The sequence below is a fragment of the Lactococcus sp. LG1267 genome (assembly GCF_017309545.1).
Taxonomy (GTDB): Bacteria; Bacillota; Bacilli; order Lactobacillales; family Streptococcaceae; genus Lactococcus; species Lactococcus petauri.
The window spans coordinates 1,272,280-1,297,195 of record NZ_CP071295.1 but is presented as its reverse complement, the minus strand read 5'-3'; the positions used below and the strand labels follow the sequence as shown (position 1 = coordinate 1,297,195).

General features: G+C 37.8%; 26 protein-coding genes. 7 read left to right on the top strand and 19 right to left on the bottom strand.

Annotated elements, in window-relative coordinates; all coding sequences use genetic code 11:
• Positions 1–30 precede the first annotated feature (30 nt).
• Positions 31–1,209: a DUF998 domain-containing protein gene (locus J0J33_RS06420; RefSeq protein WP_029345738.1), complete on the bottom strand. Its 1,179-nt coding sequence runs from the start codon at positions 1,207–1,209 to the stop codon at positions 31–33.
• A gap of 2 nt (positions 1,210–1,211) precedes the next feature.
• Positions 1,212–1,589 carry a DUF1934 domain-containing protein gene (locus J0J33_RS06415; protein WP_206888826.1) on the bottom strand — a complete coding sequence of 126 codons (378 nt, stop codon included), beginning with the start codon at positions 1,587–1,589 and terminating at the stop codon, positions 1,212–1,214.
• A gap of 200 nt (positions 1,590–1,789) precedes the next feature.
• Here J0J33_RS06415 and J0J33_RS06410 point away from each other — a divergent pair, with 200 nt between their 5' ends.
• The 3 genes from J0J33_RS06410 to J0J33_RS06400 are packed head-to-tail and all read left to right on the top strand — an operon-like array spanning position 1,790 to position 4,283.
• Complete coding sequence (locus J0J33_RS06410) at positions 1,790–3,088, top strand: HD domain-containing protein (protein WP_019292783.1); 1,299 nt, start codon at positions 1,790–1,792, stop codon at positions 3,086–3,088.
• 21 nt (positions 3,089–3,109) lie between these two features.
• Positions 3,110–3,922 carry a sugar-phosphatase gene (yidA, locus tag J0J33_RS06405; protein ID WP_019292784.1) on the top strand — a complete coding sequence of 271 codons (813 nt, stop codon included), beginning with the start codon at positions 3,110–3,112 and terminating at the stop codon, positions 3,920–3,922.
• Positions 3,915–4,283 (top strand): hypothetical protein, encoded by a 369-nt coding sequence (locus J0J33_RS06400; protein WP_019335349.1) that lies wholly within the window; start codon positions 3,915–3,917, stop codon positions 4,281–4,283. Before yidA ends, J0J33_RS06400 begins: the two co-directional genes overlap by 8 nt.
• Positions 4,284–4,302: 19 nt before the next feature.
• Here J0J33_RS06400 and J0J33_RS06395 read toward each other — a convergent pair whose 3' ends face one another.
• From J0J33_RS06395 to J0J33_RS06385, 3 genes are all read right to left on the bottom strand, one after another.
• Entirely contained in the window at positions 4,303–5,316 is a 1,014-nt protein-coding gene (locus J0J33_RS06395) for a rhodanese-related sulfurtransferase (protein ID WP_206888824.1), read from the bottom strand.
• Between the two features lie 87 nt (positions 5,317–5,403).
• On the bottom strand, positions 5,404–5,862 hold the full coding sequence (locus J0J33_RS06390) for a hypothetical protein (protein ID WP_019293172.1): 459 nt from the start codon (positions 5,860–5,862) through the stop codon (positions 5,404–5,406).
• Between the two features lie 101 nt (positions 5,863–5,963).
• The gene (locus J0J33_RS06385; RefSeq protein WP_206888821.1) at positions 5,964–6,566 is read right to left on the bottom strand and encodes a DUF6287 domain-containing protein; all 603 of its coding nucleotides are present in this window, start codon (positions 6,564–6,566) and stop codon (positions 5,964–5,966) included.
• Positions 6,567–6,757: 191 nt separating this feature from the next.
• Here J0J33_RS06385 and J0J33_RS06380 point away from each other — a divergent pair, with 191 nt between their 5' ends.
• The 3 genes from J0J33_RS06380 to J0J33_RS06370 all read left to right on the top strand — a co-directional run bounded on the left by J0J33_RS06380 (position 6,758) and on the right by J0J33_RS06370 (position 8,957).
• Positions 6,758–7,402, top strand: coding sequence for a CatA-like O-acetyltransferase (locus J0J33_RS06380; RefSeq protein WP_206888819.1), 645 nt, complete (start codon positions 6,758–6,760; stop codon positions 7,400–7,402).
• Between the two features lie 73 nt (positions 7,403–7,475).
• On the top strand, positions 7,476–8,354 hold the full coding sequence (locus J0J33_RS06375) for a phosphoesterase (RefSeq protein ID WP_029343339.1): 879 nt from the start codon (positions 7,476–7,478) through the stop codon (positions 8,352–8,354).
• A 72-nt stretch (positions 8,355–8,426) separates the two neighbouring features.
• Positions 8,427–8,957, top strand: a complete 531-nt coding sequence (locus tag J0J33_RS06370; RefSeq protein WP_004258003.1) for a DUF402 domain-containing protein — start codon at positions 8,427–8,429, stop codon at positions 8,955–8,957.
• A 21-nt stretch (positions 8,958–8,978) separates the two neighbouring features.
• Here the strand turns inward: J0J33_RS06370 and J0J33_RS06365 are convergent, their stop codons facing one another.
• Complete coding sequence (locus J0J33_RS06365) at positions 8,979–10,619, bottom strand: ABC transporter permease (protein ID WP_206888818.1); 1,641 nt, start codon at positions 10,617–10,619, stop codon at positions 8,979–8,981.
• A 12-nt stretch (positions 10,620–10,631) separates the two neighbouring features.
• Positions 10,632–11,510: an ABC transporter ATP-binding protein gene (locus J0J33_RS06360; RefSeq protein WP_165719533.1), complete on the bottom strand. Its 879-nt coding sequence runs from the start codon at positions 11,508–11,510 to the stop codon at positions 10,632–10,634.
• A 133-nt stretch (positions 11,511–11,643) separates the two neighbouring features.
• Between J0J33_RS06360 and J0J33_RS06355 the strand changes: the two genes are divergently transcribed.
• The gene (locus J0J33_RS06355; RefSeq protein ID WP_019291875.1) at positions 11,644–12,210 is read left to right on the top strand and encodes a TetR/AcrR family transcriptional regulator; all 567 of its coding nucleotides are present in this window, start codon (positions 11,644–11,646) and stop codon (positions 12,208–12,210) included.
• Here the strand turns inward: J0J33_RS06355 and whiA are convergent.
• The 12 genes from whiA to J0J33_RS06295 all read right to left on the bottom strand — a co-directional run bounded on the left by whiA (position 12,207) and on the right by J0J33_RS06295 (position 24,736).
• Positions 12,207–13,127, bottom strand: a complete 921-nt coding sequence (whiA, locus tag J0J33_RS06350) for a DNA-binding protein WhiA (RefSeq protein WP_019291876.1) — start codon at positions 13,125–13,127, stop codon at positions 12,207–12,209. The two genes, J0J33_RS06355 and whiA, sit on opposite strands and share 4 nt — an antisense overlap.
• Positions 13,124–14,110, bottom strand: coding sequence for a YvcK family protein (gene yvcK / locus J0J33_RS06345; RefSeq protein ID WP_019291877.1), 987 nt, complete (start codon positions 14,108–14,110; stop codon positions 13,124–13,126). Before yvcK ends, whiA begins: the two co-directional genes overlap by 4 nt.
• The gene (rapZ, locus tag J0J33_RS06340) at positions 14,107–14,997 is read right to left on the bottom strand and encodes an RNase adapter RapZ (protein ID WP_206888801.1); all 891 of its coding nucleotides are present in this window, start codon (positions 14,995–14,997) and stop codon (positions 14,107–14,109) included. Before rapZ ends, yvcK begins: the two co-directional genes overlap by 4 nt.
• Before the next feature lie 47 nt (positions 14,998–15,044).
• The gene (gene cls, locus J0J33_RS06335; RefSeq protein ID WP_019293179.1) at positions 15,045–16,490 is read right to left on the bottom strand and encodes a cardiolipin synthase; all 1,446 of its coding nucleotides are present in this window, start codon (positions 16,488–16,490) and stop codon (positions 15,045–15,047) included.
• 105 nt (positions 16,491–16,595) lie between these two features.
• Positions 16,596–17,204: a hypothetical protein gene (locus tag J0J33_RS06330; RefSeq protein ID WP_206888798.1), complete on the bottom strand. Its 609-nt coding sequence runs from the start codon at positions 17,202–17,204 to the stop codon at positions 16,596–16,598.
• Positions 17,168–18,475, bottom strand: coding sequence for a glycosyltransferase (locus J0J33_RS06325; protein WP_206888795.1), 1,308 nt, complete (start codon positions 18,473–18,475; stop codon positions 17,168–17,170). The genes J0J33_RS06330 and J0J33_RS06325 overlap by 37 nt, the downstream gene beginning before the upstream one ends.
• Positions 18,476–19,126 (bottom strand): hypothetical protein, encoded by a 651-nt coding sequence (locus J0J33_RS06320; RefSeq protein WP_206888770.1) that lies wholly within the window; start codon positions 19,124–19,126, stop codon positions 18,476–18,478.
• A complete protein-coding gene (locus tag J0J33_RS06315) occupies positions 19,116–20,501 on the bottom strand; it encodes an FAD-dependent oxidoreductase (RefSeq protein WP_206888768.1) in 1,386 nt (461 codons plus the stop codon). The genes J0J33_RS06320 and J0J33_RS06315 overlap by 11 nt, the downstream gene beginning before the upstream one ends.
• Before the next feature lie 213 nt (positions 20,502–20,714).
• The gene (locus tag J0J33_RS06310; protein WP_206888759.1) at positions 20,715–21,110 is read right to left on the bottom strand and encodes a hypothetical protein; all 396 of its coding nucleotides are present in this window, start codon (positions 21,108–21,110) and stop codon (positions 20,715–20,717) included.
• 303 nt (positions 21,111–21,413) lie between these two features.
• A complete protein-coding gene (gene lsa(D), locus J0J33_RS06305; protein WP_206888749.1) occupies positions 21,414–22,907 on the bottom strand; it encodes an Lsa family ABC-F type ribosomal protection protein in 1,494 nt (497 codons plus the stop codon).
• Between the two features lie 53 nt (positions 22,908–22,960).
• Positions 22,961–23,122, bottom strand: a complete 162-nt coding sequence (locus tag J0J33_RS06300; protein ID WP_019291881.1) for a hypothetical protein — start codon at positions 23,120–23,122, stop codon at positions 22,961–22,963.
• Between the two features lie 279 nt (positions 23,123–23,401).
• Complete coding sequence (locus J0J33_RS06295; protein ID WP_019291882.1) at positions 23,402–24,736, bottom strand: amino acid permease; 1,335 nt, start codon at positions 24,734–24,736, stop codon at positions 23,402–23,404.
• Positions 24,737–24,916: the final 180 nt, after the last annotated feature.

The window sequence follows — 24,916 nt, the reverse complement described above, 5'->3', positions numbered from 1 at the left end:
TCTGCTTTTGGTATATGAAAAAACCACAGCTTATTTTTCTGTGATTTTTTCTACGTCTTTTACGATATCAACTTGATAAACGACACGTGGATTAAACAATATCCTCACTAATGTATTAATCAAGAGCATGATCCATGCAAAAGATAAGCTAAAGGAAAGAATTTCAAAGGCAGTTAAGTTCAGATAATAGAGCGGATGCCATAAGAAGTAACCAAAAACTATCAAACCTGCTAAACCATAAGAAATGCGGTACATGTTTTTATCTAAGTCAGGTAAAAACCAGCGAATTCCTAAGATTGATAAACTCATAAACAAAACAATGAGCTGAGCCGCCACATCGTGCATAATGTGCGCCAAACCATCACCATTATTAGGAATCAGGCCAACCAAAGCGATAGAGATGGCACATAAAGTTAATAAGATTTGCAATATCATAAATCGTATACGATGCCCTAATTTTTCACGAATCGAGACGAATATATAATCAAATAAAGCAATCATCAAGGCAGCCGAAACAACCAAAGTCATATTAAACTGCAAGCTTGTGTTGGATTCACTCGTTCCTAGCAGGCTGAAGTTCTTTTGCCACCAGTATTGGTTATTGTTGGCGGCCATACTTGCGACAAGTCCACCAACAGAAACCATAATAAGCATATTAATCATCATTTGGATGGAGAATGTGTCTACAGCAAAAATTAACAGGTAATTTAAAATTCCAGAAAAAATAGCAAAAATCAGCATTGACGTAAAAACATCAAAACTCAAGCCATAAAAAAGCTGGTTCAAGAACCAAAATAAGGCAACTAATCCTAAAGTGACGATAATAAAAACAGAAAGAATAACAGAGGGAAAAGTTCGCCAGTACACGCGCGGTAACATGGTATGATAAAGCTCCTTCCGCTTTTTAATAAAAGCAATGATAAAAGATGTTAAAGCGATCGTATTAGCAATAACTAAAACGCCAGTTGAGATCGAGGCTGTCCCCGACAATTTAATCTGACTCAGCCCCATCACCTGACTGGCAACAAAAAAGAGGAGTGTGCTAAGCGCTGTGGGGATTAGAAAGACCCGCGCTGCCTCTTCTCTCTTGTTGGGGGTTTTAGCACGTATGGTGAAGCTGTTTTTATTATTTTCAACGACTTCAATTTCTTTTTCACCTGACAACTCCAGCTGGTCGTACAGTTCCTCAGGGAGTAATATTTTTTTCATCTTTAACTCAATTTCCAATCAATTCTCATTCGATACTCCCCGATCGGGATATCATTTTGAGCTAAGCGGTATTTCAATTTCACATGTTTTAACTCTTCATTCATATGAAAACCATCTGTCAAAATCTCCAAACGTCCCAAACCTTCATAAAGAGTATGCGTTGGAAGTTCTTTGTGAAAACGCATGACAACCGGTTTATCAGCATAACGTGTCATACTCAACTCTTTGTCATCAAACTTTATCAAGACTTTTTCTTCTTCAGCATTCTTATAATATAATGCAATTTTATTCCCTAACTTTTTAACATCACCTTCAAAAGTTTCACAAATAAATTCTTCTTGTCCATCAATAACAATACGGTTCCGAATAGTAATTTCCATAACTGTTATTTTACTATAACTTGCCTTATTAGTAAAATGGCAATTTATGTTAATTTCGGTTATAATTATATTACAGTAATGCAAGAGTTTTCATTAAGTTAGAGTCTCTCTTGAAGACTCTTTGTCGAAAAACTTATCTTGAAACCACAACTTGTTCAATTACGTCAAGATAATTGCATGTAAAATGCAAAGGAGGTTGTATGGCACAGCTCGAAAAAGTTTTTCGTGACCCCGTCCATGATTATATTCATGTCGAAAACGAAACAATTTATGATTTAATTAACACTGCAGAATTCCAGCGTTTACGTCGTATAAAACAACTGGGAACTTCTTCATACACTTTTCACGGAGCCGAGCATAGTCGCTTCTCTCATTGTATGGGAGTTTATCATATCGCTAAAACAATCACTGAATGGTTCACTAAGCGTTATCCTGAAACTTGGAATCCAGAAGAAAATTTAGTTACACAATGTGCAGCTTTATTACATGATGTCGGTCATGGTGCTTATTCTCATACGTTTGAAGGCCTATTTGGCACAGATCACGAAGCCATGACACGTGAGATAATTACCTCACCAGCTACTGAAATCAATGCGGTTTTACGCAAAGTAAGTCCTGACTTTCCTGAGCAGGTCGCTTCAGTCATTTCCCATGACTATCCTAACCCACAAGTGGTGCAACTTATTTCCAGTCAAATTGATGCAGATCGTATGGATTACCTCTTAAGGGATGCTTACTATACTGGTGCAGTCTATGGACAGTTTGATTTGACTCGGATTCTGCGTGTAATTGCGCCTCATGAAGATGGAATTGTCTTCAGAATTTCTGGTATGCATGCCGTTGAAGATTACATTGTGAGTCGTTACCAAATGTACATGCAGGTTTACTTCCATCCGGCAAGTCGCTCCATGGAAGTCATTCTCCAAAACTTGCTGAAGCGGGCTAAATATTTATACCAATTTGATCACGATTACTTTGCGCATACAAGCCCCTGTTTAGTTCCTTTCTTTGAGAATAAACAAACTTTGCATGATTATCTCGCCTTGGATGATGGTGTAATGAATACCTATTTTCAAACATGGATGGCTAACGAAGATGATATTTTGTCTAAGCTTGCTCAGATGTATATCAACCGCCATCTTTTAAAATCCTTAGAGTATAATCAAGGACAAGAAAAACAACTGGATCTTTTTAACTCTGATGCTTCGCTTTTGGACAAACTGCGTGATCAAGTGGAAAAAGCTGGCTTTGACCCGCAATATTTCACGGGAACAAACAGTAATTTCGATCTCCCTTATGACTTTTATCGTCCCAATTCGAATAAACCACGAACACAGATTGAAATTTTACAAAAAGATGGTAGCCTCATTGAGCTTTCCGAGGTCTCTCCTATTGTGGCAAGTTTAGCGGGCACCATTCACGGAAACAGCCGCTTCTACTTCCCAAAAGTGATGTTGGAGAATCCTGAATTCATTACCTTTATGCAAACCAACCTTTAATTAGAAAAGAGAAAAAATAAAATGATTAAACTTATCGCTATTGACATCGATGGTACACTATTGGACCCGGAACGTAAAATTACGCCAGAAGTTAAGCAGGCAATTGCTGAAGCTAAAGCTGCTGGAGTTAAGGTTGTTATTACAACAGGTCGTCCACTTATGGGTGTTCATGATATTCTGGAAGAACTTGAATTGACGGATTATAGTGATTATGTCATCACTTATAACGGTGCTTTAGTGCAACGTGCGACTGGCGAAGAGTTCATTATGGAAACCTTAGAAGCTGAAGATGTTCTTGATATTGATGCTGCAGCTCGTAAAATCGGTGTACATATGCATGCCATTACTAAAAAAGGAATCTACACAAGTAATCGTGACATCGGTAAATATACTATTCACGAAGCTTCCTTGGTTAATATGCCCCTCTATTTCCGTCAGCCTGAGGAAATTGCAGCACTTGAAGTTGCAAAAGTAATGATGATTGATGAACCTGAAGTTTTAGACAATGCTATCGCCTACTTGCCTTTTGAATTTTTCGAGCGTTATAACATGGTTAAATCAACTCCATTTTATCTTGAATTTATGAATAAAAAAGCCAGCAAAGGAAATGCTGTATTGCACTTAGCTAAAAAACTCTTCCTAGATGTGGACGAGTTAATGGCAATTGGTGATCAAGAAAATGACCGTTCTATGTTGGAAGCTGTTGGCAACCCAGTTGTCATGGGCAATGGTAAAGAAGAGCTGAAAAAAATTGCCAAATATGTCACAAAATCTAATGCTGAATCTGGTGTCGCGCATGCCATTAACGAATGGGTTTTGAAAGATTATGAATAAGCTTGCTGAAGAAACCTTTGGTCAGAATGTCCACTTTTGGTATGACGGACTTCCGCTTTATAAAGATGGGACCTATGCAAAAGAACTCGAATTTTCTGACCAACTTAAAACTGTTCTTTTACTGGTAAACGATGATTTCCATAACAAAGAAGCGCTTGAATATTTCTGGTATATCTATGGTAATGAACAGACACAGGATGCTCTGCATGAAAAGGTACGACCAAATATTATGATTCGTTATCAGTCAGGGGAATTTTTCGTGCGCATGAATATTGCCGATGCGGATTTTGCTTTATCTTTGGAGCGCGTGCTTGCTTTTGAAACAGAACTCAAGGAACAATTAAAAAAAGCAATCTTTTAAAAGATTGCTTTTTTTATTTTTAGCTTCTTCCTTTTGTGAAGAATGTTGGATCCGCTGCACGCTCTGCGATTAAAGCATTGATTTCTTCATCAGATAAGCTGAGTTCCTCCACACAGCTTTGTGAACAACAACCTTCAAAGCGCTCTGCACAATTTTCACACTGGATAAATAAACGATGACAAGCTTTATTTTTACAGTTTGTATGCATATCACAAGCTTCACCACATTGCGGACATGTTGAGAGAACATCGTCTGTTATACGTTCTCCCATACGTTTATCAAATACGAAGTTTTTACCGATAAATTCAATCGGTAAGTCTTGTTCTTTAGCTTTACGCGCGTATTCAATAATTCCGCCTTCCACATGGTAAACATTTTCAAAACCTTCATGCTTCATAAAGGCACTGGCTTTTTCACAACGAATTCCACCTGTACAGTACATGACAATATTTTTATCTTTGTCGTCTTTAAGCATATCTGCAGCCATTGGTAACTGCTCACGGAAAGTTGCAGATGGTACCTCTAAGGCATCTTTGAAATGTCCCACTTCGTACTCGTAGTGGTTACGCATATCAACAAAGATTGTGTCTTCTTTACCGAGCATTTCGTTCACTTCTTCAGCTTTTAAGTACTGCCCAACATCTGAAGGATCAAACGTTGGATCATCAATACCATCTGCAACAATTTTGTTACGGACTTTCATGCGTAAGACCCAGAAAGATTTTCCATCATCTTTAATCGCATAGTTCAGACGAAGGCCATCCAGTTCTGGCGCTGTTTGGTAAAGGGTCGTTTTGAACTTTTCTAAATTAGGAGTAGGCACACTGATTTGTGCATTTATTCCTTCTTTCGCAATATAAACACGACCAAAGACTTTTAAATCCTCAAATTTCATGTAAAGATTATCACGAAATTCTTGTGGGTCAGCAATATTAAAATATTTATAAAAAGAAATAGTTGTACGAGGCTCTGTTTCAGCTTCTAAACGTTCTTTTAATTCTTTATTTGAAATTTTATTGTGTAAGATAGTCATATTTCTATGGTAGCATAGCTTTATATTTTTCTTAAGAAATGCGCTTGTGTTTTTTTGCACAAGAGTTGATATAAAAAAGAAACACAATCAAGAAAGTGTTTCTTTTTCTTCTTCTTCGGCAAGTTGCTCAAGCTTTTTCATACGACTCATCAGCTGTCTTTCCCCCAAGAGAATGACCAACAATAATAAGCCCCAACCTGCTAAGATTCCCGCTGTACGCATCAAGCCATCGCCACGATAAGTCAAAAAGATACGTTCTGGATGTTCATTATCCACGTAAATTTTGATTTTTGTATCAACAGTGCCCAAGTTTCTAAAGTAAGTATCCAAGGGACGTACTTGGTGACTGACACCTTCAAAAGTGTAGTTCACCTCTTTTAATGCTTCATCCCCGCGGACAATCACACCTTGTGTTTCAGTTTTTGTGACGTTTTTATTAGCCATATGAACCCCAGTAAAAAAGAGAGAGCCTGAGATTAATGCTAAGCCAACAACGAGTAAGAGAATTCTTGAAATCCCTTGCAGTATTTTTACCGTATTCTTCATCTATAACCTATATAAATTCTAAACTTTATTTTGATCTCCCCCCTATTATATCAAAATTATCGTTCGGACTCTAGTTAGCTATAATTTATAAGCTTACAAATTTATTTTCTGTAGAAATATTCTTCAGCAGGACTGTTTGACCCACCTTGCACTAAAAGCAGACGTGGCTTAGATGTATCTGATTGATCGCCATATGGATTTTTTTCTCCAACCTTTAATGTTTCGATTGCTGCTCCAGCACGTGCCACACCAGTTGCCATTCGAATATTGAGTACTTTTTGCCCTGAACTTACAGTATCCACAGTAATTGTCTGTGCCTCTCCATTAAGAGTTGCACTATGGTCTGGGTTAATTATTAAAATATTGCCATTTCCAGCACCCCATGTGCCGGACAGTGTTGTGAAATCATTGTTTAAAATTGCCACTTCATCCAAATCAACTTCTTGTGCCTCTGTACTTGAGTCCGGAGTAACTTCAGTAGTGGTTTCTGGCTCTGAACTTGGTAGCACTTCTTCTGGGCTACTTGTTTCACTTTCTATACTTTTTGTACTTTCAGTAGACACTGAACTTTCGGTCGTTGATGTCTGACTTGTCACCTCTGTTTTTTCTTCTGAAGACTTTGTTTTTGAAGCTTTTTCGGACGAACAAGCAACCAATGTCAATGACATAAGTGCAACACCAGATAATATTATTAATTTTTTCATACTTTTTTACTCCTTGTTTCTATTTTAATACAAAGCCCCAAGAAAAGAAAGCGCGAACAAGTCACTTCCACACAAAATAAAAAAATACTTTTAATTTAGCTGACAGCTGGATAAGCCCTTCAAAATTATAGAAATCTATGATACACTCTAAGGAAGCACTCGCTTGTAATAGTGATTTTTGAGGAGAAACAATGAATTTTAAATATCTTGACATGGCTTCCTATAATCGGCTTTCACATTTTGAATATTTTAAAAGTCTCGCTCAACCTTATGTTGGAGTGACCGTGAACGTAAATATTACACAACTTCTTGCAACGATAAAAGAGAATAAGTTACCATTTTTCTTGACCATCTGTTACTGTGTGTCACAAGCAGCAAACGGTGTTTCAGAATTTAAGCAACGTATCGTTGAAGATAAAATTATAGAATTTGATAACTGTCAGACTTCACACACAGTTTCCTTAGATGATGGAACCTATACTTACTGCAATCTTGATTATACACCTGATTTTGCTGCATTTTTGAGCTATGCCGTGGAAGAGCAAGAAAAAGCTAAAACCATACGCTCAATCGATGAGGAAGCAGAGGATACTTTAAATAAATTATTTATCTCCACGCTCCCTTGGTTCTCTTTCACTTCTATGATTAATCCAACACCAGTTCCTGCGGACAGCAATCCAAGAATCACCTGGGGAAAGTATTTTGAACAAAATAATGAACTGTTGCTTCCCCTTTCGGTTCTTGCTAACCACGCCCTTGTGGATGGAGCACACATCACAGCATTTTATACCTTATTGGATGAGGCAATTGAAAAATTAGTCCAAAATTATCAATAAATAAAAAACTCCTGTAGTCTTTTTTCGGTCAACACAATTAGAACTTGACTTGCGCTTCTGTTATAATTTAACTATGAAAAAATTAGCACTGCTTTCAGATTTGCATCTGGATGTTAATCAATTTACAGATACTGAAATTCAAGTTTTTATTGATACGCTACAAGAGCAATCTGTGACAGACTTGCACTTTGCAGGCGACATGTCCAACGACTATAAAAAAATTACGGCACCTTTTTTTAATCAATTATCAAAGTGTTTCGATATCAGCCATAATCTTGGCAATCACGATATGGTACATTTATCCGAAAAAGAAATTAATGCACAGGATTTTTCACTTAAGTATTTTGGTGATACACTTTTGATTAGTTTTCATGGCTGGTATGATTATTCTTTCACTCAAGATTACTCGAAGGAAAAACTTTTAGCCTTTAAGAATAGTTTTTACTTTGATCGTAAAATTCATCGTGATTATAGCGATGCTCTCACAACACAACATACTCTTAACAGCCTTAAAAGCATCTTGGAAAATCTAGATTTTTCTGGCCGTATCATCATTGCCATGCATTTTGTTCCACACAAAGCTTTTTCCATTAATACAGCTTATAAAAAATTTGAGCGCTTCAATGCTTATCTTGGTTCCCAAGCTTTCCATGAGCTGTTTATTCAGTTTCCGCAAATTACGGACGTGGTCTTTGGACACGCACATCATCGTATTTCTGCTCAATCTATTGATGGAATCATGTATCATTCCCGCCCCTTAGGTTACACTTACGAGTGGCAAATGGTTAGCGATTTTCTGCAAGATTATCCTGAATATCAAATCGAAGAACACTATCATTTGCGTAAAAGATATCAGGCGATTAGATCACTTGATAGCTGGCAAAATTATCGTGAACAGAATCTGTCAAAGGAGTTTCTTAGTAGCTTAAGTTTTTTTGAACTGCCAACCTAAGTTCAGAAACTTTTTGAATATTATGCTATAATAATAAGCGAGAACTTTGAATTTTGGAAAGTTGGTGAAGCCTTGAATCTTCCGAAAGAAGGCGACCTTGTCACGATTCAAAGCTATAAACATGATGGCAGTTTACATCGTACCTGGCGAGATACGATGATACTGAAAACAAATGAAAATTCAATTATTGGTGTAAATGACCACACACTTGTAACCGAGTCAGACGACCGTCGTTGGGTCACACGTGAACCTGCAATCGTTTATTTCCACAAAAAGTTTTGGTTTAACATCATTGCTATGATTCGTGAGGAAGGCGTCAGCTACTACTGCAACCTTGCGAGCCCCTTTGTTTTAGACAATGAGGCGCTGAAATACATCGACTACGATCTCGATGTAAAAGTATTTAAAGATGGCGAGAAAAAACTCTTGGATGTTGAAGAATATGAACGTCACAGAAGACAAATGAACTACTCTCCTGAAATTGACCATATTTTGAAAGAAAATGTAAAAATTCTTGTTGATTGGATAAATAATGAACGCGGACCTTTCTCCAAAGAGTATGTTGACATTTGGTACAATCGCTATCATCAATTAAAAAAATAGTCCATCTGGACTATTTTTTATTTAATCACCAATCAAGTCACGCTGGCGATAAGCAACCATTCCAAGTAGAGAAAAAGATACTGCTAAAGCAAATATGAGTACAAAATTACCCCAGTTCATCGTTTCGACCGGAAGCCTTGAAATATGGTGGAAAATATTAAAATTATTTAACCAAGCCGGGAGATTCAATATGTTGCCAATATAACTCATGAAGAACGCAAAGCCAAGATAACCCCAAATCAAAGCACTCAAACGTGGAACCAAGGCTATGAGCAAGCCTAAAATGCCCAGAACAAAGAAAACTCCAACTGTCCAAGACATCCCCGCAGCAGCTACTTTAGCAAAGCTAAATGCATTGGCGTTATTAGCTTGAGCCAGATAGATACCAAGTACAACTGCAAATTGAGCAAGAGCCCCCAATATCCAAGAGATAATCATATAGGTTGCATAAACTTTATAACGGCTAATCGGCATAGCATAAAGCTGTTCTTGACGATTTTTTCGTTCTTCTGTTACCAGCCGCATGAGGGAAGTGACCGCAAAACAAGCAACCATTACCGCACAAATCATAAAGATTGTCGACATAAAACTTTCAATCATCGCTTTACTTGCTGCCTTGCTGGCTTCATTTGCCAGATGAGGGTCAATATTAAAGAGTTTGGATATAGTTGGACTAGATTCAACAAAGCCACCGATTTGGTCAATCATAGATCCATAAGTGATACCTAGAACAAAAAGTCCCAAAATCCATCCGATACTGGCTGTACGTTGTTGCCTCAGCGTAAGTCCTGTAAAACTAAGCAAGCTTTTCGAAGCATGGTCCTTACCGTTTATCTCTGGAATATAACCTGCATTGACATCTCGTCTAATCTCAAGGAAATAAGCTAGAACGAGAAGGACAAGGCTTAATCCCAATGCTAACAAGATGGGAAGCCAATGATTCTTAACATAAGGGTCGGTCAGATATGACCAACTCAAGGGATTCCAATAGCCACAATTTACATTTTGTGTATCTGTTCCCATACGAATAAGATAGAGCAAGCCAAGGAAGCCAAAAGTGGCACCTTTAGCACTACCTGAGTCGGAAAAGATTTGCGCAAAAACAAGTGCGAATAAGCCCCACATTAAACTTTGAGCACCTATAGCAGAGGCAAACAAGAGATTTACGCTAAAAGAAGTCATGCCCGGAATATTTTGCAACTGAATTGAAATCGCCAAAACCACAGTAATCAAGATTTGTAAAACAAAGAGTTCAATAACGACAGCTGTAGTATTGGCTAGCTTTCCAACTTGAAAAGAACGGAAAACTTCAGCAATTCCATCCTCTTCTTCTTTACGCGTTCGATTGACAACGTAGATAACAGAAACAACAGCAAATGTTATTGCTGTAATTAAAGGCATGGTCGTGCCATAAGCTGCTGCTGCGGTAAAATCCTTTCCTTGAGTGACCGTCATAGGACCGAATAATGCCGTCATAGCTGGTCCTTGAAAAACATTAAACATAGTTTCTCTTTGACTGTCAGTCTGCATGATAAGCTCAAATTTACCCACTCCTGATGCTGCAAAAGCCAACACACCGGCTATCCAAAAGACCAGCTTTAACCAATCTCTCTTGAGCAAGGCCTTCAGCATACTGAAGGTTTTATTTAATGGTTTATCCATAATGTCCACCTCCTACTCATAATGATGCATGAAGAGCTCTTCTAAAGTTGGCGGTGTAGACTCTAACTTCTTCACCCCATACTTAAGTAAGGTTTTTAAGATAACATCTGTTTTATCCGAATCCACTTGAAAAACAGCCTTGTTACCATTGAGATGTAAATCATGTACGCCCTCTAATCCACGCAACTCTTCTGGCGCTTGATGAGTTTCGACTTTAAAAGTATCACGTGTCAAATGACGTAAATCATCAAGTGAGCCTGTCTCAACGATTTCTCCTTTTCGAATTACAGCAACACGATCTGCTAGACGTTCGACTTCAGATAAGATATGGCTGGACAAAATAATGGCTTTCCCTGCTTTTTTGAGGCGCTGGACTTCAGCTTGGAAAACCGATTCCATCAAGGGATCCAAACCACTGGTTGGCTCGTCAAATATATAAAGTTCAGCATCCGTGGCTAAGGCAGCAATTAAGGCAATCTTCTGACGGTTTCCTTTGGAATAGCTACGCGCCTTTTTCTTGGGATCAAGTTCAAACTTCTTGATAAGTTCATCACGTTTTTTTAAATCTGCATGACCATGTAGCTTCAAGAAAAGGTCAATAATCTCGCCCCCAGAAAGATTGGGCCAAAGATATACATCGCCAGGCACATAAGCAATTTTCTTATGAATCCCAATGGCATCTGTCCACACATCTTTACCAAATATTGTGGCTGAACCTCCACTCTTTTTAATAATCCCCAGCAAAACACGAATCGTTGTTGATTTTCCTGAACCATTGGGACCAATATAGCCCAAAACTTCTCCGGCATTTACATCTAATGTAACATTCTTCAAAGCTTGAAATTTACCAAAATTTTTCTGCAAGTTTTTTATTTCAACAATCTTTTGCATTGCTTTTCCTCCTCACTCCATAAATAATATGTACTATTTTTACTTTTATAGTTCATATTGTACTATTTTAGTTGAAAGAGTACAAACGAAAAGATATAATACATATAAAGTATTCTTTTGTGGAGGCGAGAAAATGAATCAAACAGAAAAAAAGAAAAAAGCCATTCTTGAAGTGACTTCTAACCTACTACGAGAACGCTTAATTTCAGATATTTCTATGGATGAAATTGCTCAACTGGCACAGGTCTCTAAGGTCACAATTTTTAAATATTACAAGAATAAAAATAACTTGATGAATATCGTTATACGAAATGCACTTAATTTTATGATTGAGGAAATTCAACACTTGGTAAACACGAAGGAAAATTTTCGTGAGACTTTTCGCCAGGTTTCGCGTTTTAAAATAAAACAGATCCATATGATGACGGATATTTTTTTGCAAAACATGATGAATCAATACGCTACTGATCCTAACTTCTTTGATACAGATATGCGACATATTCAACATCTTGTTTATCAAAAACTCTTTCAAAAAGGGCGTGCAGAAGGACAAATTTCTCCTGATTACACGGATGAGGATCTGATTCTTTTTATCGATATTATGAGTGAAGGAATGAAAACAATCCCTTTGGAAAGGGCACTGAAGCGCCCTGAGATTCTTACTGAAATGTTTTTAAATGCACTAAAAAAAGCGGATTAATTTCCGCTTTTTTTTATTTCTTCAGCTAAGGATGTCAATTTTCGTAACCGGTGATTCACACCTGATTTACCCAACGGTGGATCCAAAAGTTGCCCTAATTCTTTGATGGTCGCTTCAGGGTGAGCAATCCGAGCATGAGCAACCTCTGTAAGTGCAGGCGGCAAATTTTCCAGCTCTTTCTTCTCTGCCAAATATTTAACTGCCGATATTACATCTTGTGCTGCCGACACTGATTTGTTTATATTTGCCGATTCAAAGTTGGATTGACGGTTTGCCAAGCCACGCATTTCACGCATTATTTTTGCATCTTCAAATTTTAAACGTGCCTTCATCGCTCCAATTAAGGTCAAAAAGTCCATGATTTCCTCTGCTTTAGATAAATAAAGGATATAGCGATTCTTCCGCGCAATGACACGCGCATCAAATCCGAAATTATTAAAAATATCTTTTAAGTCTTCAGCATGTTCCTGATACACACTAGAAATAGACAACTGATAATCGCCTTTTTCTGGATTATGCATCGAACCACTTGATAAAAAAGCCCCCCGCATATAATCTTCTTGTGCTTGTTGGTCATACTTCACTGACTCAGGAATACCTGAATCCAAAAACATCAGCGAATCCGACAGTTGCAGTTCATTGAGCAACTCATTAACTTTATCTTCAATAAAAACGGTGTACACTCTATTTTTGGAAAGTGTTGTTTTCTGATGCACCCGAATTTCAGCACGTATTTGATAAATTTCAAGGAGCATCTGATAGATATACTTTGCGGTAGCTGCATTTTCAGTAGACAAAGACAAGGTCAAACCTCCAGAAATACCCAGAGATCCATTCATGCGTATTAAAGCGAGTAAAGTTCCTCGACTTGCTTTTTGACTCGTGAGCTCTTTTTTTATTTCACTCGTAAAACTCATTCTTTTTTTCTCTCACAACGTGCACTGATACCCATGATTTCTGAAGCAATGGCATCACCATTATGGAAGGCTCCTCCATTAACCAACTGTAAGAAATCATTTGAAATAATGTTAACTTCTTCATCTTTGAGTGCTTTAAAGTCATGAACAACTTGGACCAAATACTCATCGAATTCATTTGAATTCATATACTCTTCTGGCACTTCCGCACTATTTACAAGTACGGTATCAATCACACGAGTGCCTAAATGTTCATGGATAACACGCACATGATCTGCATCACTAAAGTGCTCAGTTTCCCCGCGTTGTGTCATGATATTGCAGACATAAATGATACGAGCTTTTGTTTTAAGTAAGGCTTCACCAATTTCTGGGATGACTATATTTGGTAAGATTGAAGTAAAGAGGGAGCCAGGCCCTAAAACGATCGTATCTGCTTCCATTATAGATTGCACCACCTTTTTAGAGGCGCGTGGGCTCTGGCCTGTGTTTGTCTCCGTCAAATAAACATGATGAATCAAGCCATCATAATCAGCAATTTTACTTTCACCTTCAACTTCGTGCCCATCATTAAAAACAGCATGCAAGGTCAGTGCCACATCACTGGAAGGATAAACATTGCCACGCACGTGGAAAAATCGTGCTAAAGTTTGTACTGCTTGATAAGTTGAACCTTGCATCTCACCGATTGCAGCGATAATCAAGTTACCTAAAGGATGGCCAGCAAGTTCTCCATCGCTTGCATCAAAACGATATTGCAGAATATCTGCATAAAATTTGGGCATGTCGCTCATGGCAATAAGAACATTACGCAAGTCTCCTGGCGGAGCAATATTAATTGCTGAACGCAGGCGACCCGAAGATCCACCATCATCTGCTACTGTTACAATTGCGGAAAGATCAATATTTTCTTGTCGCAAAGACTTCAAAATGACGGGAATTCCAGTCCCGCCTCCTATAACTACTACTTTTGATTTGCTCATGATCGATTAACCGTTTCTTTCCGTCTATCCTTATCTCTGTGGCTAGTATTTAAATGCCAGTCTTCTTTAAGAAGTGCTTTGGATACGCGTTCAGCAAATGCGACAGAGCGGTGTTGCCCACCTGTACAGCCAAAAGCAATTGTCAATACAGATTTTCCTTCTTTTTGGTAAGCAGGAATAATCGGCAAGAGCATGTTCATTAAATTTTTATAAAATGCTTCAGAAGCTTCTTGATTCATGACATAGTTGAAGACTTCTTTATCTTGCCCTGTTTTATCACGAAGCTCTGGAATGTAGTGTGGATTTGGTAGGAAACGCACATCAAAGACTAAGTCTGCATCCATAGGCAAACCGTACTTAAAGCCAAAGGAAACAACTTCGATACGAAATGGAGCTTCTTTTGTTTCTGAAAAGCGCTCAAGAATACGAGCCCGCAAATTACGTGGTGTGAGCTCACTTGTATCGATTACAACTTCAGCCAAGGACTTCAAATCCGAGAGAATTTCGCGCTCTTGCGTAATCCCATCCAATACACGTCCATCAATAGCGAGCGGATGTGAGCGACGTGTTTCTTTATATCGTGCAACCAATTCAACATCACTTGCATCAAGGAATAAAAGTTTAAAATTCACTTCTGGTAGATTTGAGAATTCTGCAACGATACCACGTAAACGGTCAAAGAAGATACGTGAGCGCATGTCAACAACCATTGCAACTTTGTTTATTTTACTGTCGGGTGTATTGAGAAGCTCAACAAATTTTTCAATTAAGTTAGGTGGCATATTGTCAACGGCAAAGTAGCCCATATCTTCAAAAGATTGAATGGCTACAGTTTTACCTGCACCTGACATCCCGGTAATAATGACAATATTCAGTTTGTTATCCATGTTTTTCTCCTCTTTCTTATTAAAGTATAAATAGGATCATTTTTTGTTTAAAGCATTGGACTAATGAGCCTTGCAAGCCCTTCTTTGAAGCGAATGCTTGTGCTTCGCTCTTCATATATCTCCATGGTCAATCGCTTGCTGACTTCAAGGTCTTTCTTAAAGTCTTCCCGTAATTTTTGCGAAATATCATAATCGTAAAGGACCATATTTCCCTCAAAACAAAGTTGGAGACTTCGATTGTCGAAGTTTGCTGATCCTACAGATGCATACTCTCCATCGATAATGAGCGTTTTAGAATGTACAAAGCCCTTCTCATAAGTATAAACCTTTGCTCCCATCTTAAGCAAGTCAGCTGCATAATAATAGGTCGCCCAATAAACCAATGGATGATCCGGTTTGTTAGGAATCATGAGCCGAACTTCCACCCCAGATAAAAGGGCTAATTTTAAAGATTCGTGCAGGGCATCATCGGGCACGTAATAGGGTGTTTGAATAATGATTTCACGTTCTGCACTATTTATCATCTTCATATAGGTCATTTTTATTTGCGCTTTGACTTCGTCTGGACCAGAGGTCACAAACTGTGTAATGATCCGATCTTCTTCTAAGGCTGCTGGGAAGTACTCTTCTGCTTCTGATATTTCAAACTTATGCTGACTGTTCCAATCCATAATAAAGCGATTCTGCAGCGAGTACACAACATCGCCTGTTAAACGGAGATGGGTATCTCGCCAGTAGCCAAATTTAGCCGTTTCAGTTGCGTATTCGTCGCCCACATTGAAACCACCTGTGTAACCAATTTGACCATCGATAACGACAATCTTACGGTGTAGGCGATAATTTGTTCGCGGATTGATGAGGGATAAAATCAGTGGAAAGAAATAGGACACTTCTCCACCAGCTTTCGTCAATTCATCAAACTCACGCATTTTTGTTTTATTGCTTCCCCAAGCATCAATGAGTACTTTCACTTCAACACCACGTTTTACAGCTGCAGTAAGAGCATTCGTAAGTTCCCTTCCCAGATGATCCATCCGAAAAATGTAATACTCTAAATGGATGTGATGTTGGGCATTATGAATATCATCAAGCAGTGCATCAAACTTTGCACGACCATCTGTAAAGATTTTCACTCCGGTATTTGCTGAAATAACGGCTTTTTCTTCAACAAAAAGCATATGAATCAGCTGTGTGATACCATGATTTCTCGTTATTTTTTTTATAAATCCCTCTTCGTTATACACTCTCCAAGTACGTTTCAATTGCTCTTCAAATCCCACACGAAAGGCACGCTGCACCTTAAAAATGCGATAGTGTGCAATGCCACGACCAACTAAGATATATAAAATAAAGCCAAAGACAGGTAGAAGATTGACCACAAAGAGCCAAGCCCATGTTGTTGAGGTGCTTTTTCGCTCGCGAAAAATGATGGTCAATGATAAAAAGAAGTTTAGGACAAAAATAGATAGTTCAACAATGGCAAGAATCCCCAAAATAAAACTCCTTTTTCTAAAATTATTCTTATCTAATTATAGCAAATTAAGGACTGTTTCGCTTTTATTTTAGGTAATAATGCTTTAAGAAAACCTTGAATATATTCAAGGTTTCTTAATATAATAATCATAAAGAAGTTCAATTTCATCGGTATCAATATTTTCTTCAGGTAAAATAACAATCCAATCAGTATGTCGCCTCACTGCTTCTTCACCCAATTTGCTTGAGAAATGAAACTCTAAAACGTCAGCTTTATCTTTAATTTGACTCAAAAGCTTCTTTTGCTTATTTTGGAATTTATTGGAAAAATAACCTTTGGATCGAAACCATTTACGATGGGCCGCAAGTAAAGCAATGATAATGGAGACTACAAGTAAAGTCATAAGTATGGATTCCGAAAAGTTAAAGAAAAGGCGTGTTGTGGATTCTAAGTAGAAGAAGGGGTCCGTATCTATCATTTCTTCCGTCCAAAAAACTTGCCACAAAGTAATTATGCCTGGTAAAAATGTTACCAACCAGACGATAATTATCCCCAAAACATTTAACACGCGCGTTATTACTAATTTCGAATCAGGCGCAGCTTTTGGATCAAAGAAAGCATCGTAAACTACTTCATTCTCTATTTCTTTACGTGACAGGATACGAGATCGTTGAAAATCAGACGATGTTTTTTCCTTCAATCTTCTGTCTTCTGTCTCTCTGGAGATACCCATGTTCCTCCTCCTCCCGTAATTTGTGCTTTAATCGCTCTTGGTAGAGCCGCAAGTAAAGTAAATGGGGAAATAAGCCAATAAATCCACGTATACCAACCCGCAAAAAGTGAATATTTCATGGCTGCTTTATCACTTTCATTGAACCAAATAGAAGTTAGCAGCTGTGTCACACCCACAATAAATTCATACATGATAAAAATCAATGCACTAATGATAAAACGCTTAATCTGGAAACCATCACCAAGTGCAACCCAGAAAAAGAGCCAATAGATGACAAAAAGTGACGAGATAAACCAAAAAATAGCCCACATGATAGATAAAAACTGATCCATAAGCAAAAAGATAAACGGAAATGTCTTCATTGGATGTAAAAGTACGTCCAATGCATGAGACATAAATACCTCAAGGCCACCTTGCGCCCAACGACGACGTTGTTTATAAAGGACACTTATTTTTTCGGGAACCTCCATATAACAACGTGCATTCGGTGCATACTGAATGCGCCATCCCTTAAGCTGCAGTGCCCAGCTGACAGCTATATCTTCGGTAATTTTAGATTGGTCAAAAAGTCCTATATCGATCAGTGCTTCCCTACGATACATAACACAGACACCCGAAACTGTAAAAATTCGTCCAATCATCGATTGTGCACGTTTAGTCATTCCGATAATCGAATGATATTCCACATATTGCAACTTTGCTAGCAAAGAGGTCAGATTACGTGGCATTGGATTTCCTGTGACTGCAGCAACCAACTCTTTTGGAGAAAAGATAGAATCTACCATAAACCAAGCCACCATATGTTTAAGCGCATTTCCCGTAACAAAAGAATCCGCATCGATACAGAGTAAAAAATCTCCTTTTGAATGAAGAGCTGCTTGAGTGAGCCCATGTGCTTTTCCCTTGTTCTTCTGTACTTCAATAACCCGTAAATGCGAATTAGTTTTTGTCTCTTGCCATTCTCGTAAGATAGTATTTGTATTATCTGTTGAACCGTCCGATATAGCAATAATTTCATAATTTTTGTAATTAATCTGTGTATCCAAGTAATGGAGAGTACGCTTTATAACTACCTCTTCATTGTGACAAGGTACCATAACAGTTATAAAAGGCTCTTCCACATCTTCTGGAAACTTTGGCAGACACTTTTTAGTCCGAAAATGATAATATGTGCCACCAATAATCCAGAAAATACCACCAACAATTGGGTAAAAAACGAAGATAAAGAGTGTTATATCAACAATACTGCTAAGATTAAACCAGGCAACCATCTAATGTCCACCCTTCTCTTCAATATAAGTCCGTTCTTGTGAAACCAAGGATTCATGATTGTGAAAGAACTTTGCATAGCGGTTTCTACTATTCTTTAGATCAATTTCAAAAATATAGGCTGCCTCGCGTACAGTATCACATTGCCCGGTTTGAATATAGCTCTGAAAAATTTCGATAGCTTTTGGCGTTAAGTATTCCAATGAAATATTAGTTTGAGTAATTGCTTCCGAATCTAGGATTTCTCGAGTTGCCTTCAGAAGACGATCGCGCTCTTCTTGGACCTCACTATTAATCCTCACCACTGTGCGTTCAGAAAAATGCTTGAGTGCACCTTTCTCCCATAGAAGTAGGAAAATTACCATGCAGATTAAACTAGAAAAAACAAAGTAGAAAACATCAAAAAGAACAAAAATTTCAAAATCAACTCGCTGAAGTATATATTCCCCAGTTACAATAAAAAGTGCGATCGCAATAAATACTCCAGCAATTAATCCCGTGATAAAAGCATAACGATTACGTGTGGCACTAATTTCACGCTTGGTTGCCTTATTCAGTTGAGTGCGTTGAATACGTAACCTGTCCAAGCTCTCCAGTGCTTGGAGTAACTCCTTCAATTGTGCGAGAGCGGCAGATGATCGTTTATTTAACATTGAGATTTCTCGCTCCTTGTCTTTGACGCACCTGCTCTCTTACTTTTTGTGCTGTAATTTTTAAGAAGCTATCTGGGTTTTTGAAGCCATGTTCAAAGTAGAAATCAGCAAATTCCATGTCTTCAATAGTCATATCTTGTTGAATAGCAACTGAAATAATGTTGGCATAACTTGCAAGATTCGGAACTGTTCCCATAGCTTGAATACCTAGAAACTTGTGATTTTTTTGATCATAGGTAATCCATATTTTGATATAGTCGTCAGAGTTGATAAAGTGATTTTCTAGATAAACCAGTTCTGCATCATAGCCCTCTTTACGAGCTGTTTCTTTGCTGAGACCGGAGACACAGATACTGTATCCCTCTAAGTTCATTGCATATGTTCCTTGTGATGGTGTAATCATCTGGTTTGGCTTTATAAGATTGACAGCAGCAACCGCTCCTTCGCGAAAAGCATCGGAGGCATGGGGGAGATAAATTTTGCGCTCTACTTGTTTCATGTTTGTTGTTGCACAGTCTCCAGCGGCGAAAATATCATCAGCGCTGGTACGCATAAACTCGTCAACCTCAATAGCTCCCATCTCACCTAAGAGTACCTGATCCATCAACAATGTCGAATTGGGTCGGAAACCTATGGCCACGACGACACCATCAACATTGATCTGTTTATTTTCTGTATAAACAGCTAGCTTTTTCCCTTTTTTACTGAGTTTTGTTGATGATATGTCCTTGATGTCAACAACTAGTGACGATGTGTGTATTTTAATGCCCTCATCTTCAAGCAAGCTACGAATTTCTTCGCTGACTTCTTCATCAACATATTTGTTAAGAATACGATTTCCAGCTTGTACGATATAAACGTCCATTCCTTTGTTTCGAAAGATACGGGCAAGCTCAACGCCAATCATACCACCGCCCATGACCGCAACAACTTTTTTCTTATCCATAAATTTTCGGAGAGCAAATGCATCTTGTTTATTTTTAACAAAATATACATTTTCATTAATCACACCACGAATCGGAGGAATGACCGGATACGAACCTGTTGCTAGAACAAGTTTATCGAAGATATCGGTTAGTGGAATTTCGCTATCTTTTTCAGTATATATCAGTTGCTTAGTTGTTGCATTAATGTTTTCAATGGTCGTCCGCGTTTTGACTTGAATATCCAAATCCTCAAGCTCTCTGACGGAAGTATAAGTAGAGTGGCTAGCCAAATTATTTTGTCCCATCAGATATTGCGGAATACTTTGGGAAATGAAACTCACTTCCGCTTTTCTTTCATAAATAATTACTTCAGATTCTGGATATTCTTCACGCGCACGCTTAGCACAAGCAATTCCTGCATGAGATCCTCCTACGATTACAATTTTCATAAACCATCTCCTTTTTTAACTTATTATTAATTATATTAAAATAAATGTAATTTACCTAACGGAATAAGCACAAAGATAAACTAAATTACTTTTAAGTCACAACAATTAAATTTAATAAAAAGATTGTCTTATTCATATCGCAATTTTCTAATGCCTTAAATAAAAGACTAGCCACAATAAAAAAACATCTCAACTTGAGATGTGCTTCAAAACTTAATTAACATTACGAAGTGGCGGCCACCACCCATCTTTACTTGTGCCATCTGGATTGACAATATGTAAAATCTGTACTTCATCAATATGCTGGCGATTCATAGCTTCTTGCTTAGCTTCCATGCGGCTACTTGCCTCAACAAAAACACGTAAAGTATTAGGATGAGTCTCAAAATTTGCCTTCATGCCTTCTGCTTCTTCAGGTGATGGTGCATAATAAACTAAAAAAGTGTATTTCCCTATCCCACCTTGACCTTGTTCTTTCCATTTTTCTTCAATCGCTGTAAGTCTTTTTACAGATTCTCGATTTTGTGTAAAAATCACCGCAGTCAGCACTAAGAGTATGAGCAGTGCTCCACTTACTAATGCAACTACTATTTTTCCAACTTTGGACATCTCTTCTCCATTTCATTTGTTTTACTTATATTTTACAATAAGATGTCTTGTTTTCGAAATGAAATACTATTATCCATAGATAGAAAACACTTTTATTCAAAAAAAGTAAAAACGCCCGCTTCACCAACGGACGTTCTTACTTTTGTAAACATTTTATAGGAAAGTTTGCTCTTGGATAGAGAGCAATGTCTTTAAAATAACGCGCACGTAAAACGCTTTCATTCTTTCGACTTCTTTAGTATACAGGAATAAAAGGAACATGTCAAGAAATCTCTAAATTTTTTCAAATAAAAAAGCAGTGTGCTAAACGCTGCTTTTTACGAGTTCGATTTGGATATCTGCGACTTGATCAACAAAATACTGATCGTGCTCAATGACGAGCATGCTGGGCTTGCTGTTCTTTATCATTTGAATGATTTGCTCTTGATTAAAAACATCAAGATAGTTGAGCGGCTCATCCCAAAGATAAATGTGCGCTGGCTGACTTAAGGCGCGAGCGAGTTCGACTTTACGCTGCTGTCCTTGACTCATATTTTCGATTTTTTGCTCAAAAACTTTGCGCTCTACGCCTAACTTGCGCAAATTGTTGAGGAAAAGTTCTAATTCTAAGTTTTCTTCTTTAGCAAATTCATTTAGGAAACCTTTGTTATCTGCAAGCTGCCTTACTTCGGAAATAACCAAGTTATGAGCCAACTCAAATGAACCAGCATAACGTCCATTAAATTCTCCAGTGAGGACTTTCATTAGTGAAGACTTTCCTCGACCATTTTCTCCTGTTAGGGCAATTACTTGGCCTTGCTCAAGTGTAAAAGACACAGGTTCAAAAAGAAGTTCTTCAAAGCCAGCCGTTAAATTATCCACTGTCAGTAAGCGTTTTTGATGGCTCTCTAAGATACTCATTTCCAAGCCAGGTACTTCTTCCCAATTTTTTAGAAGTAGTTCCTTGTCAGCGATATCCTCTTTCATGCGCTTTTCGAGATTTTTAGACTTTTGCATCATATTTGCTGCTTTTCGTCCAATAAAACCTTTATCAACACGTTTGGTTTCTGAATCAAAGCCTCGCTTCTTACGGGATTTTGTTGCTTCTAAATTGCGTGACCACGCTTCTTTTTCACGCGCTGTTTGCTTCAGTCTACCGATTTCTTTCTTGAGTTTATCGTCTTGCGCCTTTTCCGTTAGATCGCGCAAACGTTTTTCCTCCTCGTAGACAGCAAAATTACCTGCATACACTTGTAAATCCGCACGTTCTATCGCCATTGTATGATCCGTTGTTTTATTAAGAAATTGACGATCATGTGAGATTAAAATATATCCTTTCTTTTCTGCCAAATAGGCAGCAATTTTCTCACGTGATGCCTTGTCAAGATGGTTGGTTGGTTCATCTATGAGCGGATAATTGTGCTCATCCAAGAATAGAACTGCTAGCAGCATCTTTGTCTGCTCTCCACCAGAAAGACTATTGAAAGGACGCCATAAAGTGTCTAAGTCAACCCCCATTAATGTTAATTCACGTTCTAGTTTCCACTGCTCAAAGTCAGCTAATTCCTGCAAGACAAATAAGGTCAGCTGCTCTTTATCATTAATCGTCTGAGGAAAATAAACAAAGCTCTTATTTGTCTTTATGTCAATATGTGCTTCCACTTCTCCGAGAAGGATTTTTAAAAGTGTAGTTTTCCCCCTCCCGTTACGGCCAACTAATCCCAGCTTCCATTGATCATCAATATTAATACTTACATTATCAAAAATAAGCTGATCGGTATAGCCAAATGTTAAATGATTTATTTTAATGTTCGACATTTTTCTCCTGTTCTAAAAGCTTATATGCTTTTTAAACCACACTGTTCTCATTTTTAGCTAAAACCTATCGTATAATGCTGCGAACTTGTGTGGGCTTTTGTTGCATGTTTAAGGCCTTTTGCCTGTATTTTCTTACCTGTTTGAACAGGTATTTTTTTCTGTGCTGCTTTAATTTTCTCTAATCGAGCTTGCATCTCTTTCTGTTTTTTATTCAAAATAAAAACTCCTTTTCTCTATTTTCGCATCCACAAAAATAGAGAAAAGGAGTTCAAAATAAGCCCAAAAAGGTCTTTATTTTTGAAAGTCTATTTCTATAAATCATGAATGCGAAAAAACATCTGCGGTCTTTCTTGCAGAACCGCTTTTAACGTTTTTTCAATTTTCATGACTTATAATTTCAATAGACCTTACCTCGCTTTTATTATTAAGATAAGTTTATCAAAACAAAAAAATACTGTCAAGAAAAATACTTGACAGTTTATTGTTTCATTTATTTATTCTTCTTTTTTACGATAGCTTAAAAGGCTAAGAAGGCAGACGACTAAGGCAAATACAGAAATTCCCCACGGGTTTGAAATCACAACATTGTAGCCCACAATAAGCAGTACAATTAAAGTAAGGATGGAAACCGTCTTGACAAACCAACCACCAAGTCCTGTTTTAAAATAGAAAATAATCGCCGCAATCAAAAGCATCATCCATACAATAAGAATCGTATAAGAGATTGATCCTGCAAGATAGACAAAAAGATTATCGCCAAAAATAAAGGAGAGAATAGCTCCGATAAAGAGCATGCCTGAGCAAAAGATAATTGCTGCGACAGGGATTTGTTTCTTCGAGAGTCTACCTAGCGTTTGTCCGATTGGACCCTTCGCATCTTTGGCCCGTGAATAAACCGAACGTGATGTGGCATAAATAGCCGAGTTAATAACAGAAAAGAGAGCTAAGATAATAACAAAGTTAACAATCAAAGCTGCCCCTGGAATCCCAAGTTTTTCAAAAATTAAGACAAACGGGCTTTCTTTTGTTGTACTCAAAAACTTCCATGAGTAGAGCTCCACAAAGATAAACATTGGAATAACATAGAAAGAGAAAATACGGATAATAACTCCTCGAATCGCTCTTGGTATAGCTTTCTTAGGATTTTCTACTTCTGCAACCGTCAAGGCTATAAGTTCTGATCCACCATAAGAATAAAGAACGATAAGCATGGAATTAAACACTCCCTGCATGCCATTAGGCATAAATCCGCCATAAGTATTCATTCTTCCAAGGCCGTCACTAAGGCCGAGATGGAAAACTTGAGTAGCGACTAAATAAAGTCCCACAACAATCAAAATAAGAATGACAATAATTTTTGTCCAAGCCAGCCAATACTCTGTTTCCGCAAAGACACGTACTGAATAAAGGTTTAGCCCCAAGGTAATAATAGCTACTATAAGTACAAAAATCCACGATGGAATTTGGGGGAGCCAAACTCCTAAAAATTGAGCAATGGCTGCTGATTCTGCTACCATAACAGCCATCCATAAGGACCAATAAACCCAGTCTGTAAAGTGGGCAAATCTTTTTCCCACATAAGGGGAGATGAGCCCTGCTAAACCAACAGTGTTCTCTTTTTGATGAATGATTATTTGGCCAACACCATGCATCACGACATATAAAATTACGCCAGCTAAAAGATAAGCAATCATTACCGCTGGACCAGCGGCTTGGATGGCGTTACTGGAACCAGCAAATAAGCCCGCTCCAATGGCGCCACCAAGTGATAGCATAATCACATGTCTCGTCTTCATTGAAGACTTCAGTTCTTGATTAGAATTTTCCAAGTAAAATCCCTCATTTCTATTTTTTTTGCTTCTTTAGTTTTTTATAAAAAAGGTAAAGCCCTGCTTGGATCACGATAGATTAACTTTAATGGTTTAACAAAAACTAAAGAGCGGTTAAATTCAAAAAGAAAAAGCCGGGTAATTTACCCGGCTTTTTATCACGGGCACAGATACTTTTTG